General features: G+C 44.7%; 15 protein-coding genes. 7 read left to right on the top strand and 8 right to left on the bottom strand.

Translation table 11 applies throughout. The features are described 5' to 3' along the window. The first annotated feature begins 159 nt into the window (after positions 1-159). The gene (locus AC2TF5_RS04170) at positions 160-519 is read left to right on the top strand and encodes a toprim domain-containing protein (protein WP_491302803.1); all 360 of its coding nucleotides are present in this window, start codon (positions 160-162) and stop codon (positions 517-519) included. A gap of 67 nt (positions 520-586) precedes the next feature. Here the strand turns inward: AC2TF5_RS04170 and AC2TF5_RS04165 are convergent, their stop codons facing one another. The 3 genes from AC2TF5_RS04165 to AC2TF5_RS04155 all read right to left on the bottom strand — a co-directional run bounded on the left by AC2TF5_RS04165 (position 587) and on the right by AC2TF5_RS04155 (position 2,678). Continuing rightward, complete coding sequence (locus AC2TF5_RS04165) at positions 587-1,204, bottom strand: SCO family protein (RefSeq protein ID WP_491300981.1); 618 nt, start codon at positions 1,202-1,204, stop codon at positions 587-589. Between the two features lie 56 nt (positions 1,205-1,260). Beyond that, complete coding sequence (cyoE, locus tag AC2TF5_RS04160) at positions 1,261-2,187, bottom strand: heme o synthase (protein WP_491302802.1); 927 nt, start codon at positions 2,185-2,187, stop codon at positions 1,261-1,263. Positions 2,188-2,456: 269 nt separating this feature from the next. Then, the gene (locus AC2TF5_RS04155; protein WP_208917820.1) at positions 2,457-2,678 is read right to left on the bottom strand and encodes an alpha/beta-type small acid-soluble spore protein; all 222 of its coding nucleotides are present in this window, start codon (positions 2,676-2,678) and stop codon (positions 2,457-2,459) included. 461 nt (positions 2,679-3,139) lie between these two features. Here AC2TF5_RS04155 and AC2TF5_RS04150 point away from each other — a divergent pair, with 461 nt between their 5' ends. Both AC2TF5_RS04150 and AC2TF5_RS04145 read left to right on the top strand, forming a co-directional pair. Then, positions 3,140-4,114, top strand: a complete 975-nt coding sequence (locus AC2TF5_RS04150) for an aldose 1-epimerase (RefSeq protein WP_491300980.1) — start codon at positions 3,140-3,142, stop codon at positions 4,112-4,114. A gap of 156 nt (positions 4,115-4,270) precedes the next feature. Further along, complete coding sequence (locus AC2TF5_RS04145) at positions 4,271-4,513, top strand: alpha/beta-type small acid-soluble spore protein (protein ID WP_491302801.1); 243 nt, start codon at positions 4,271-4,273, stop codon at positions 4,511-4,513. A 104-nt stretch (positions 4,514-4,617) separates the two neighbouring features. Here the strand turns inward: AC2TF5_RS04145 and AC2TF5_RS04140 are convergent, their stop codons facing one another. Together AC2TF5_RS04140 and AC2TF5_RS04135 are read right to left on the bottom strand one after the other, a co-directional pair. Further along, positions 4,618-5,022, bottom strand: a complete 405-nt coding sequence (locus AC2TF5_RS04140; RefSeq protein ID WP_491300979.1) for an O-methyltransferase — start codon at positions 5,020-5,022, stop codon at positions 4,618-4,620. A 233-nt stretch (positions 5,023-5,255) separates the two neighbouring features. Continuing rightward, entirely contained in the window at positions 5,256-7,055 is a 1,800-nt protein-coding gene (locus tag AC2TF5_RS04135; protein WP_491300978.1) for a M3 family oligoendopeptidase, read from the bottom strand. Positions 7,056-7,164: 109 nt separating this feature from the next. Between AC2TF5_RS04135 and AC2TF5_RS04130 the strand changes: the two genes are divergently transcribed. Both AC2TF5_RS04130 and AC2TF5_RS04125 read left to right on the top strand, forming a co-directional pair. Continuing rightward, on the top strand, positions 7,165-7,353 hold the full coding sequence (locus tag AC2TF5_RS04130; RefSeq protein WP_208917815.1) for a YycC family protein: 189 nt from the start codon (positions 7,165-7,167) through the stop codon (positions 7,351-7,353). Then, positions 7,350-7,580, top strand: a complete 231-nt coding sequence (locus AC2TF5_RS04125; protein WP_491300977.1) for a hypothetical protein — start codon at positions 7,350-7,352, stop codon at positions 7,578-7,580. The genes AC2TF5_RS04130 and AC2TF5_RS04125 overlap by 4 nt, the downstream gene beginning before the upstream one ends. A 257-nt stretch (positions 7,581-7,837) precedes the next feature. On the opposite strand, the gene AC2TF5_RS04120 is transcribed toward AC2TF5_RS04125, so the two are convergent. Both AC2TF5_RS04120 and AC2TF5_RS04115 read right to left on the bottom strand, forming a co-directional pair. Then, positions 7,838-8,539: a DUF2225 domain-containing protein gene (locus AC2TF5_RS04120; protein WP_491300976.1), complete on the bottom strand. Its 702-nt coding sequence runs from the start codon at positions 8,537-8,539 to the stop codon at positions 7,838-7,840. 48 nt (positions 8,540-8,587) lie between these two features. After that, positions 8,588-8,965, bottom strand: a complete 378-nt coding sequence (locus AC2TF5_RS04115) for a globin domain-containing protein (RefSeq protein WP_491300975.1) — start codon at positions 8,963-8,965, stop codon at positions 8,588-8,590. Positions 8,966-9,462: 497 nt separating this feature from the next. On the opposite strand from AC2TF5_RS04115, the gene ylbJ reads away from it, so the two are divergent. Beyond that, positions 9,463-10,686 (top strand): sporulation integral membrane protein YlbJ, encoded by a 1,224-nt coding sequence (ylbJ, locus tag AC2TF5_RS04110; RefSeq protein ID WP_491300974.1) that lies wholly within the window; start codon positions 9,463-9,465, stop codon positions 10,684-10,686. Between the two features lie 64 nt (positions 10,687-10,750). Further along, positions 10,751-11,554 (top strand): NAD kinase, encoded by an 804-nt coding sequence (locus AC2TF5_RS04105; protein WP_491300973.1) that lies wholly within the window; start codon positions 10,751-10,753, stop codon positions 11,552-11,554. A gap of 74 nt (positions 11,555-11,628) precedes the next feature. Here AC2TF5_RS04105 and AC2TF5_RS04100 read toward each other — a convergent pair whose 3' ends face one another. Continuing rightward, positions 11,629-12,243, bottom strand: a complete 615-nt coding sequence (locus AC2TF5_RS04100) for a YutD family protein (RefSeq protein WP_491300972.1) — start codon at positions 12,241-12,243, stop codon at positions 11,629-11,631. Positions 12,244-12,245: the final 2 nt, after the last annotated feature.

The raw sequence follows: 12,245 nt of genomic DNA, 5'->3' as shown, positions 1-12,245 counted from the left end.
ATTCTATTCTTACTCACGCTTACAAAAGTTAGCCTGTTGATATTTGGCAGATAGAGTTAGTCCATTGTATATTGAATGTACGGAAATCATAAATTAAACCAGTAACATTTCCCGGGGAATTTCGATGGGGTATGCCGTAATATGACAGAGGTGACTGACATGTCGATTTTCATTATCGTTGAAGGCAAAAATGACCGCAGCAGACTACGCCGATTGCTAACTTCCGACATTACGATACTTTGTACGTTTGGAACGTTGAATACCGCCAAGTCGGAGTCACTGCACAAGCGTGTAAAAGATCATGAAGTGTATCTGTTTATGGATAACGACAGCTCAGGCAAAAAAATTCGTGGACTCCTGCGGGACGTTTTTCCAGATGCCTCCCATATTTACACACGTCGTGGGTACGCCGGGGTTGAGGGTACGCCAGATGAATACCTCATCACCCAGCTTGAAAAGGCCGGGTTGGAGGAGTTTATAATTTACCCACCTCCGATATTAAATGGCCCTTATGAATAACGATGAGAATAAAAAGCGCCTGAACCATTCTACAGAATGATTCAGGCGCTTCTTCATTTATCATACCCTACTCTTTAGCTAATGTTTTGACATCCTTCACGACATCTTCGATCTGCACACTGTTAGGATCTGCAGCATTGTACATTTTTCGGATATTGTTGTCACGGTCAACCAAAGCTATGTAATTGCCGTGAGTATAGTTGCTTGAATCCTTACCAAGAAGCGGGATTTTAAACGAATTCTGCATCAGATCGCGTGTTTTTTCCTGATCACCGCGGAGAAAATACCAACCGCTATAATCAGCAAAGAAGCGATCACCGAATTCCTTAATTTTCTCCCGCGTATCCGTAACAGGATCAAAGGAGATCGAAACAAATGTAGCGTCTTTACCAAACGTTCCGTCTTTCTTTAGCTCATTCTGGATTTGGGACAGTAGAAATGTCGTTACAGGACAAACATCCGGGCAACTGGTGAAGTAAAAGTACATCAACCGAACCTGCCCCTTCGTATCGTCCCTGGACACTTTTTTACCATCCACATTTTCCATAGCAAAATCCCCAACCTGCCCCACGACCGGATATTTGCTTTGTCCAATACCGAGAGCATTGTAAACCAGAACCACGGCAGCAATCACACAAACGGCGAGCAGCAGCCAACTCCATTTATACCGCTTTAGCGAAATCATCTAATTCCGTTCTCCCTTCATCCACCTATGTTTATATATGGGAAACACACTCTACATTAATGGAGTGTGTTGAGAACAAGAAGAAATAAACTTATAGTCAGATAGTTAATGGAGAAGAAAAACATCGTTTTCGACCAGGCCTCATCATCTTTTGCCCGGAAGCCTTTAAAGGCAAGGTAGAGCCAAACCACGGATAGCAGCAGTGAGATGACAAGAAAAAAGATCCCCGCATATCCGTACACATACATCAAGATAGGCAGCGGAACCAACAGCGCAATGTATGGAATCATTTGAATCTTCGTCCGCTGAATGCCCTTCACGACCGGAAGAAGTGGGAAGCCTGCAGCGCGATATTCTTCGACACGGCGGATGCCCAATGCCCAAAAATGCGGCGGCTGCCATAGAAACAGCAAAGCAAACAATAGCCATGCGCCCATATCAACCGTTTGAGTCACGGCCACATAACCGATAACCGGCGGCATAGCACCCGGAATGGCGCCGATGGATGTACTCCAGGTCGAGCTGCGTTTAAGCCATAGCGTGTAAACAACTACGTACCCGAACATACCAACGAGTCCAAATATACCGGACAGCACACCGGAGAAAATAAATAGTACGGCTAGTCCAACGATGCCTAAAGTAATTGCATACCACAGCACTACTGTCGGCGTAAGACGTCCCGTTGGCAGTGAGCGATCGCTCGTGCGTGCCATCTTCATATCCAGATCCCGGTCAAAGTAATTGTTAAAGACACAGGAGGATGCCATAACCAAAACGGTTCCGAGAAGTGTCATGATCATTAAACCAAAATGTATGTCCCAACGGGATGCCATCCAAAATCCGGCAAATGCCGCTATTAGATTAGAGCGAAGTATCCCGGGTTTTGTCACAGCTATAAATTCTTTCCATGTACCCGCTTTTTCGGGAGGCTTGGGTCTTGCGGAAGCCAGTGTTGCGGAATCCGAAGAAGCCTGATAACTCATAGGATTTTCCACGTCTAAACATTCCTCCTTATTTCTGTCGTTATGGAGGAAGAACTGCCTCCGCTATAAAGTTTATCATATCATTAGCAAAAAGTGTTTATCAATCCTTCGGAATTCGTTTCATCTATATGACAATTCAGTGAAAATTGATATCGCTTTTTCGTCTTGACGTTACGCCTCTCATTAAGGCACAATTTGTCTAAGAAAGCGCTGCACTAAAAAGCCCGAAGCATAAGCTCCGGGCTTGGACTGCACATTATAAAAAGTGATTACGAGTTACGACCAGAAAGAGACTGTTCTGCGATTTGTACAAGACGCTTGGTAATATATCCACCCAGCGATCCGTTTTCACGGGAAGTATAATGACCCATATAACCGTCTTGAGGAATAGTGACACCCAGTTCTTGAGCTGCTTCCATTTTAAGCTGCTGCAGAGCTGCATTTGCCTGTGGTACAACCAGATTATTACTACGGGAACCTCTTTGTGCCATGTTATTCTAATCTCCCTTCACTGATTGAATATGTCTGTGTTCCAGTGCAAGCTTGCAAACTTATTATGTCTCCTTCTCGTAACCTTATACCGATATCTAAATTTTAAAAATTTGGAGGTGATTAACATGAGCAAGGGCCTATCCCTCTGGTTCGCGGTATCTTCCATCATCCTCATGACTGCTGCGTCCATAAGCATAAGTCATAACGTACTTGTAGCTATAGGACTTGGTATACTTACCGTTTTCAATATAGGTTGGGGTTTTATTATAAAAGCCAGAAGCAGACGTTCCTGATTTGTCATTTTGTAATCAATCGCATGGCAACTAAAGCCTTTTAAGATTTGGCTCACACATTTCTATCGCATGTATCTTTCCAAGCATTTTTTTTACGTCAGCTCGTAAAATCTGTTATGATGGGGTTAATCATCTACTATTGATTACTGTGGTAAAGGGGCATCGATATGAATCAAGTGACCAAAGGACAATGGAATGGTTACGACACCTATATCTTAAAAACCGGCCGGCTAGAAGTGACACTCCTTCCGCGTCTCGGCAACAATGTTATCTCAATTATGGACCAACAAGAACAGCGCCACGTACTTCGGAGGCCTGATGAAAGTGAATTGGCGTTCTATTTACAGAAACCCTACCACTTCGGTATGCCGATGCTTATCCCGCCTGGGCGAATTGCGAAAGGCCGTTTTGAATACGACGGCACCAGTTATCAGTTTGACCAAAACACAGCCAATGACAACCATATCCATGGACTGCACCGCACTCAAGCTTGGTGTGTAAGTGATATCGAAGAGGATGATGAAGGCTGTGCAGTTACAACGGAGCTCTTAACTTCTGACGATCCCCGTTGGACGGCACAAATGCCACAACCTCTTAAGCTGCAGATGAATTTTCGCCTGCAAGGATCGGAACTGCACCAGCGTTTGCGCGTTATCAACAACGGTTCCGAACCTGTTCCTTTTGGTATGGGGTACCACACCTGGTTCCTGTTAGATGGCCAACCTGATCAGTGGACATTAAAACTTCCGGTAGAGGGTATTTACACGTTGGATGCCCAGTTACTTCCAACTGGGCAACAAGTCCCTCTTGGTAAACTGGAAGGGTTAAATACAGGCTTGAATCTGAAAGACGCTGATCTGGATACCATTTTCAGTATTCCTGAGGGAGAGCCTGCAGAAGCAATTCTCGCCCGAAATGACGGATATGAAATTCATTATTGTGCGGACCGCTCCTATTTCAAACATTGGGTCTTGTACACCAAGGGTACAGCTGAAGAATTCCTCTGCATTGAACCTTATACTTGGCTTCCCAATGCACCGAATCTAGATTTACCGAATGACAAAACGGGGCTTATACACTTGGAACCCGGTCAGTCTGTTGAACTTCATACGAAATTACAGATACACTATCCGAATGACTAAGGATGGATTGAGTCTTAAATTGACAGTAGCCCTGAATTTCAGGGCTCTTTTTTATCCTAAAATTACCAGGGATGATGTTAGAACGACACGCATGAGATTCTCTTCTTTCAACCATAATAACTTCATACAACGCCGAAGGAGGTGACAAACATGGGTATGGGTCAAGCAGGTCAAGGCCGCAGAAGCGGAAGTCGTTCTAACAACCTGGTCGTTCCCCAAGCTAACGCAGCACTTCAACAATTGAAGTATGAAGCGGCACAGGAATTGGGCGTATCTATCCCACAAGACGGTTATATGGGCCACTACACTTCCCGTGAGACTGGTTCTTTGGGAGGATACATCACTAAACGTCTGGTACAAATGGCTGAGCAACAATTATCAGGTCGTTCGAACATGTAGTTGATTTTTGTTCCTCTAAATAAAGAAAGAGGCGATCTTCTCCCCAAAGATCGCCTCTTTTGTCATGTATTTTATGAAATTTATGGATATGAAATGATATGATATCAGGATTCCAAAGCGGCTTCAGAAGCACTTGTTCTAGGGTATCGAATCATCAAATTTGCCATGTTGTAGTTTGACTCAAGTACGGCATCTATAATAACTAGTCCCTGTCTTACAGTAAAATCATAACTTATTTCGCCATGAGTCCAGTGGCGTTTATGCTTCAAGCTTTCAAGCGCCATAGCACGGAAGGATAATTGCTGAGTTTGGTTCAACCCTTCTCCAGCGGAAGTAATTACACCGTTTCGACCGGTAATCGGATTATGACGAATCCCAAATTTACCGATGACATTATTTCGTATTTGCACAAAAACAGTGCCGGAAGATAGTCCTGACAGCTCTTCCTCTAACTCTCTAAAAACTAAATCTAACTGCCTTACCAGCGATAGTTGATCCAATTTAATCATTTCAAACCCCCTTAGCTTTTTCAAAAAATTCCCTTTTTAGGGCTTGTGACTCATTATAGGTCAAATGTTAGTATTCATCAACAACATTCAACATAATTGGGTATTTATCCCTATTATTTTTACATAATCTATGACACCGCCTGCTTTATTACGGCATTTTTCTATTTTTTGCGACAAAAAAAGAAGTCCTAAGCGGACTTCTTTTAATCTATGATATTTCAATCTTCTGCATTTTACGCCAAATGATCTGTCATACTCAAAAATTGTTGAATATCGGAAACACACATATCAGCTGCACTCTGCCAAAAATCCCGCTTTGTCAAATCGACATCCAGATGCTTTTTCGCAAGCTCTTCTACTGTCATAATCCCGGTATCCTGAAGAAGTGCATCGTATTTATCCGCAAATGTACTGCCTTCCTGCTGTGCCAGGACATAAAGCCCTGTACTAAACATATAGCCGAACGTATACGGGAAGTTATAGAACGGTACTCCGGTGCCATAGAAATGTAGCTTGGAAGCCCAGAAATGAGGATGGTAGGAAGAGAGCGCTTCACGATATGCTTCCTTCTGAGCTTCTTCCATTAACTCCGAAATCTCAGCGGCGTTCAGCAATCCTTCTTTCCGCTTGTTATAGAAGCGGGTTTCAAACAAGAATCGGGCATGGATATTCATAAAGAAAGTAACGCTATTCTGAATTTTCTCTTCCAGTAAAGCAAGCTTTTCTTCTTCGTCTTTAGCCGCTTTGACAAGAGCATCTGCCACAATCATTTCTGCAAAAGTGGAGGCCGTCTCGGCTACGTTCATAGCGTAACTTTGATTCAGAACTGGCAAGCCCTTCATCAGATGCTGATGGTAAGCATGGCCCAGTTCGTGAGCTAATGTGGATACATTCGATACAGTACCGCCAAAGGTCATAAAAATTCTCGTCTGATTGCTCACTTTGAAAGATGTGCAAAAACCACCAGGACGTTTGCCCGGGCGATCCTCTGCCTCAATCCAGCTCTTGTCAAAAGCCATCTGGGAGAACTCAGCCAGTTTCGGACTAAATTTGCTAAATTGCTCAACGATTGTTTCAGCCGCCTCATCATAGGTAATCTTGGAGACGGAAGTTCGTATCGGTGCCTCTACATCGGTCCAAGTTAATCCATCAAGTCCGAGGAGTTTAGCCTTTCGGTTTAGGTACTCCACAAGCACTGGCTTTGTGTCTTGAATAACAGCCCACATCGTATCCAAGGTTTCATGGGACATACGGTTAATAGCAAGCGGCTCTTTAAGAACATCGTCCCAACCGCGGTTAGCATAAAGCTTAAGCCGGAAGCCGGCGAGATGGTTCAGCGTATCCGCACAATAATCTTCTGAATCTGTCCAGGCTTGCTCCCATTTTTCGAACATTTCCTGTCTCACTTCACGATTGGGACTATGTAACTTGTTGAAAGCTTGACCTACCGAGAGAATTTCGGTCTTGCCATTCTCATCAAATGGAATTTGTATTTTGCTTACAATTGTGTCGTAAAAGTTTCCCCATCCGTGATACCCATCAATCGCAAGCTCAAGTGCCAGACTTTCTAGTTCCGGATTCATTTTCTCACGCGCCAGATCACGGCTCTCATTCAAGATAAACTTCAGCGGCGAGACTTTCTCTGTTGAAGTCCATGCTTCCCACAGCGTATCTTCAACTCCACGAAGAAGATTGTTGAATTTAGCAATAACCCCTTGAAGATTTGCCCTAATCGCAATAACCCGACCGGACAGCTGAATTGCTTTTTTATCATTTTGATCCTGAGCCGCCAGACAGCCGACAAATGCACCTGCTTCACTTGTCATAGCGGTACATTTCTCTAATAAAGAAATAATGTGCTCCAGACTTTCAGCTTCCTCCAGATTTGCTGGAACATTGGCGGCCTGAACGGCTGCACGAAGCTCACTAGCTTCCTTCTCAAGTGAATCTAGAAACGCTGCGAGCTCTGGAGAATTCGATCCCCCCGGAAAAATGGATTCCAAATCCCATGTTTGCTGTAGCCCTTTTTTCATGGTCATCACCTTTCTTTATACAAAATACTAAGTTTTAATTTGTGTGGTACCGTGTAAAAGTGTATAACTATAACTATATCCTATAAATTACTGCTGGAGGGCGACTTCTATGAGACCATTGCAAATATCGCCGGAGACGGCAATCATCCTCTCAAAACAGCTTGGCGTTCCATTGGAGCACCTTATGCATATGCCGCAGCATATTCTGATGCAAAAAATTGCAGAATTGGCTGGATCGGAGCAGAAGCCTTCGTCTGGGGAAGCGGATCCAAAAAACGGTTCCACGGAGAAACCATGATCCCCTTTTCAAACACTTGGCCTTATGACATCTTTTCCGGAGACGTGTATGTACAGAATTGCCCTTTTTGCGGCAGTGACAATGTTTTGCTTCCCATGAAGCCAAAAGAACTGGTCAGCGTGCGCGAAGGCAAGAAGAAACTCCTCATCTTTCCATGCTGCCATAATAAAGTTACCGTTCTCGACAGCGATGCCGATTATATTCTTACAGATCAGAAGCTGAGGTAACGCAAGGCTTATACCGCACTGCCAACAACATAATGTGGCGCTTCAGGCTCTTCTACAAGGGCCTCTTTAGCGTTATAGAGGTTGTTCAAAAAGTCCGCTTTTGATCACGAAGTGAATCAGGAAGTGGGCTCGGCATCGAATCTTGAATTCAGCCGTTCCTTCCGGTGCTCACGTACCCAAAACGTACGTTCCGCTCCTCAGTCCCTAGCTTCATCCAACCTTCTCGGTGCTGAAAACCGACCTTTTTGAACACGCACTTATAGGGAATTCATTTCTTCCGGGAGTGCTAATTTCTCAGCCATCATTTGTTCACGCAATACAGCCCACTGTTCTCGAGAAGCACGAATCATGGCTGAATCAACAATTTTCTTGTCTTGAATTACGCGAGAGAACCATTGAACGGCTTCGCTGTAACGGCCCACCCGGCGGTTAATTTCCCCGATCAGATACAGCAAACGAGCATCGTTAGCGCCAACCCCATCCATCTCATAGACTCGAATGTACGATTCAAGACTGTAAGTCAAAAAACGCTGTTCCTGCTCCTCATTCTCTTGATAGCGGTACAACCAGGAAATATGATGAAGAAGACTAGCGATAATCCGCTCCCTCTCTCCAATGCTCTGGGCACACAGGAGGGCCAACTTATATGCCTCCAATGCATCCTCCAGGCTGCGTGAACCCCCAAAATCACGTTTAATCCATCTACTCGCGATCTTCGACTGGAATTCTGATTTCTGGCGATCATTTAAGGTTTCAGCCGAATTCTCGGTTGAGGCAAATCCGCATTTTGGACAGACTCTGACCACATAATAGTCTGGATTCTCATTTTTGTAATACCCGCAAAAATCCGTGTCAGTCCTCACCGCTTTTTTAAAACTTGGCCGTACTCTTGAAGTAGTAAATGGATGATCACAGTTCCCACATGTAACTGTAATCGTGTACAAAGGTTCTAAAACCATACCGTTGACATCCCTTTCCCCATGATGTTGTCTTAACTAAAAGCAGCTTTAAGGTGTATTCACAAAATGTCGGGCAGGACCGGATAAGCGCTTAAGAACAAAATCCCGCAGTGTCTCTTCCACGCCAATCTCCTCCAAGGCGCCGGCCATACAACCAAGCCATTCGTCCGCATGCTGGTCCGTAATCGGGAAATGAAGATGTCTTGCTCTCATCATCGGGTGTCCGTAAGCTTCCGAGAACAGGGCAGGCCCTCCAAAAAACTGGCTCAGAAACATATATTGCTTCTCCATCACCGGCATAATATCCTCTGGAAAAAGAGGGCCAATCAGATGATTTTTCTGAACGCGCGGATAAAAAGCTTCCACTAATGAGCGGATTCCTTCTGCACCGCCAAGATTATCATAGATGCTCAAGCTCGGATTCATTTCCGTAATCCATCCCCCATCTTTAAAATAAGTAATCGTAAGTTAGTCTCATTATATCAGACATATCAAAAACGTCTATCGACGTAATCACATGAAGCCAGACCGCATTTAGCGGATGTTTTTATTGCGATATAAGGACGCCTTTTTACGTCAAAAACAAAAAAGGCGCTAAACGAAGTTTAGCACCCTGTACCTATTTAATAACTGCGCCAGTCCTCTTCACCCTGATGGACGAGAGAGGCACGTATTACATAAACGAAGGCGCAAACCAGAATACCTGCGACTATGCTCATGATCATCACTCCATCCAAACATAATTCGAAAGATGTGCTTTGATGCTTTAATTATAGCACAATGTCCTCAAAAATAAAGCACCTTTGTAACCGCTTTCCAACTCTTTTTGTACTGTTTGTCCTAATTTCCGCATAAACATGGAGCAGTAAGGATAAATTTCCCGCAGACATGATCTGTTCTACCCAGGGGGCGTTGTTAAATATATGACCATGAAAAGAATGGGTTGGATATTTCTCATGACCGGTTTATTCAGCATTGTCGTCCTTATGGCGGTTTTTCCTGGGGCTGCTCTGCAATCTGCGATCCGTGGTCTCTCCATTTGGTGGGACGTACTCTTCCCATCACTCTTTCCCTTTTTCGTTATTTCCGAAGTGCTGCTTGGATTTGGCGTCGTTCACCTTATCGGGACTCTGCTGGATCCCTTAATGAAACCTTTATTTCGTATTCCCGGAAGCGGAGGATTTGTCGCGGCTATGGGATATGTGTCTGGTTATCCAGTGGGAGCCAAACTGACGGCTAAGTTGTGGGAACAAAAAATGGTCAATCGGGATGAAGGGGAACGCCTGGTTGCTTTTACAACCTCTTCAGATCCTATTTTTCTCATTGGTGCCGTTTCAATCGGTTTTTTTCACAACCCGCAAATCGGTTTAATTCTTGCATTAGCGCATTACGGCGGTGGATTCCTAGTAGGACTTTTGATGCGGTTCCATGGCCGTAAACATAATACAGTTTCGGATCATTCTACAGATTTGGCAAAGGGCCGTCGTCTTAAAGCTGCGATTCATGCTATGCATCATGCGAGAGAAGCAGACGGTCGTGATTTTGGGACTCTTTTGAGACAGGCGGTCCAATCTTCTCTCCAGCTTATTATTGTCGTAGGCGGCCTGGTTGTATTCTTTTCCGTTTTTCTGGAGCTATGGACACGTGCGGGAGCCATTCCCGCCCTGAATCACATTATAAGTGCCCTACTATCCCTTGTCGGTGTTCCGGAACAATTGTCTACGGCACTGGTCGGAGGCCTGTTTGAAGTCACGCTGGGTGCCCGTTATGCGGGCGAAGCTGGGGACGTAATTCCTTTGGCTTATAAAGCAGCAGTTGCAGCCTTCATCTTGTCATGGGGCGGCTTGTCAGTACATGCCCAAATCGCAAGTATTTTGAATGCTACGGATCTTCGCTATTTACCGTTCATGATTGCCCGCTTGATCCATGGGGTCGTGGCTGCAACTGCAGTCCTGTTGTTCTGGAATCCGATTATGGGGGAGACGATAACAAATCAAGCCATCTCGGCCGTTTCTTATTTGTCTTCCAGCGGATATAACCATATTATGGCGGTATTTTGCATATTGCTCGGCAGCCTTATCAGTCTGGCTCTCTTGATGGAGATATTTATTCTACTGCGGCGAAAGTTCCGTAATTTCCCAAGGTGACATTGTTTTATTCTCCAAGATTGATTATCATCGATATATAACCTTACAAAAGGAGCTTATCAACTTGAGATACTATGTTCTGGACCGCGGAGACCCATTGTCTGCAGAATTGAGTCAACAATTTCACAAGCTGGCGGAACAGCGGGGCTTCGAACTGGATGCAGAATCTCCGGAGATCGTTGTCTCCATTGGCGGAGACGGCACGATGCTCCATGCTTTCCATACGTTTATCGACCGTATTCCAGACCTTGCTTTTGTCGGGGTTCATACCGGACATCTCGGCTTTTATGCCGACTGGAAAGCAGACGAACTGCCAAAACTGATTGATCTCATGTGCGGCATCGGCGATCCTAAAATTCTTAAACCCCGCATTGTTAAGTATCCGTTAGTTCAGCTCGAAATTCATAAAAAATCGGGGACGGCATCTTATATCGCCCTAAATGAATTCACACTGAAAGGTGTAGACGGCACTGTCGTTGCCCAAGTCGACATTAATGATGTAACCTTTGAAATGTTTCGGGGAGACGGTATTTGTATTTCAACACCTTCCGGCAGTACAGCTTACAACAAAAGTGTCGGGGGAGCTATGGTTCACCCTTCCATCGATGCACTTCAAATCGCGGAAATTGCCTCTATCAACAATCGGATCTTCCGAACGCTGGGGTCTCCGCTTCTTCTTCCGAAACATCATCATTGCGATATTTTTTCATGCAAAGACCAGCGTTTGCTCCTTACAGTCGATCATAACAATTTCATGATTGATGATCTTATTTCCGTTCGCTGTCAGGTCGCGGAACAGAAGGTAAGTTTTGCTCGCTATCGTCCGTTCCCCTTCTGGAATCGGGTACGGGACGCTTTCCTCGGATAATAATATCGATTCATACCAAAAACAGCAGCCCGCGCAGGAGCTGCTGTTTTTGGTGGTACATATAGAAATGTATCCTACTCAGCTTGATGCTGATTCTTTTGATTCGGACGATTGTCTCGATTGTCCCGGTTGTCTCGCTGCTTAGATTCCTTCCAGGATTTTGGCGATTTATTAGGTCGCGTCTCCTTGGATTCTTTTGCTTCTTTTACTGCCTCACGTTTGCTCCGGTAGTCCTGCGGCTCTTTACCTGTCCCCAGTTCACTCGAACGCCCGCCGGATTTGTTTTCCCTAAGATCTATTCTTTCCTGGCTTTCGGTTAACTCATCCGCTTCCTGGTCTGCGCGACTTTCCTGAGCTTCCCGTGCCTCCTTTAATTCCTGTTCCTTCAGTTCCTTGAGCTCTTTCGGGTCTTTGATTTCCTTGCTTTTCAGGAGCACGAAATAAGCACAACCAAAATTGCAGTACTCATTAATATAATCGGACATTGTTGAGAAGGTTACGTCTTTGGAGGCTTTGGGATGGTTATCTCGATAAAACCCCTTTAATCGCAACTGATTGTATCCCCAGTCTCCGACAATATAGTCATACCGCTCAAGCACTTCGCTGTACCTTTCGCGGAAAGCCTCAGCATTCCAACCGTTTCTATGATCCTCAAGTACTTCGTAACTTCTGTTGCCTATAACGATCAAAC

This window comes from Paenibacillus sp. JNUCC 34, from assembly GCF_058269055.1.
This window is presented reverse-complemented; position numbering and strand designations above follow the sequence as displayed.

Bases quoted from the DNA above. Each gene is read 5' to 3' on its own strand.
- AC2TF5_RS04155 (WP_208917820.1), bottom strand. From the start codon at position 2,678: ATGGCACAAAGAGGTTCCCGTAGTAATAATCTGGTTGTACCACAGGCA.
- AC2TF5_RS04150 (WP_491300980.1), top strand. From the start codon at position 3,140: ATGAATCAAGTGACCAAAGGACAATGGAATGGTTACGACACCTATATC.
- AC2TF5_RS04130 (WP_208917815.1), top strand. From the start codon at position 7,165: ATGAGACCATTGCAAATATCGCCGGAGACGGCAATCATCCTCTCAAAA.
- AC2TF5_RS04140 (WP_491300979.1), bottom strand. From the start codon at position 5,022: ATGATTAAATTGGATCAACTATCGCTGGTAAGGCAGTTAGATTTAGTT.
- AC2TF5_RS04125 (WP_491300977.1), top strand. From the start codon at position 7,350: ATGATCCCCTTTTCAAACACTTGGCCTTATGACATCTTTTCCGGAGAC.
- cyoE (WP_491302802.1), bottom strand. From the start codon at position 2,187: ATGAGTTATCAGGCTTCTTCGGATTCCGCAACACTGGCTTCCGCAAGA.
- AC2TF5_RS04120 (WP_491300976.1), bottom strand. From the start codon at position 8,539: ATGGTTTTAGAACCTTTGTACACGATTACAGTTACATGTGGGAACTGT.
- AC2TF5_RS04115 (WP_491300975.1), bottom strand. From the start codon at position 8,965: ATGAATCCGAGCTTGAGCATCTATGATAATCTTGGCGGTGCAGAAGGA.
- AC2TF5_RS04145 (WP_491302801.1), top strand. From the start codon at position 4,271: ATGGGTCAAGCAGGTCAAGGCCGCAGAAGCGGAAGTCGTTCTAACAAC.
- AC2TF5_RS04170 (WP_491302803.1), top strand. From the start codon at position 160: ATGTCGATTTTCATTATCGTTGAAGGCAAAAATGACCGCAGCAGACTA.
- AC2TF5_RS04165 (WP_491300981.1), bottom strand. From the start codon at position 1,204: ATGATTTCGCTAAAGCGGTATAAATGGAGTTGGCTGCTGCTCGCCGTT.
- ylbJ (WP_491300974.1), top strand. From the start codon at position 9,463: ATGACCATGAAAAGAATGGGTTGGATATTTCTCATGACCGGTTTATTC.
- AC2TF5_RS04135 (WP_491300978.1), bottom strand. From the start codon at position 7,055: ATGAAAAAAGGGCTACAGCAAACATGGGATTTGGAATCCATTTTTCCG.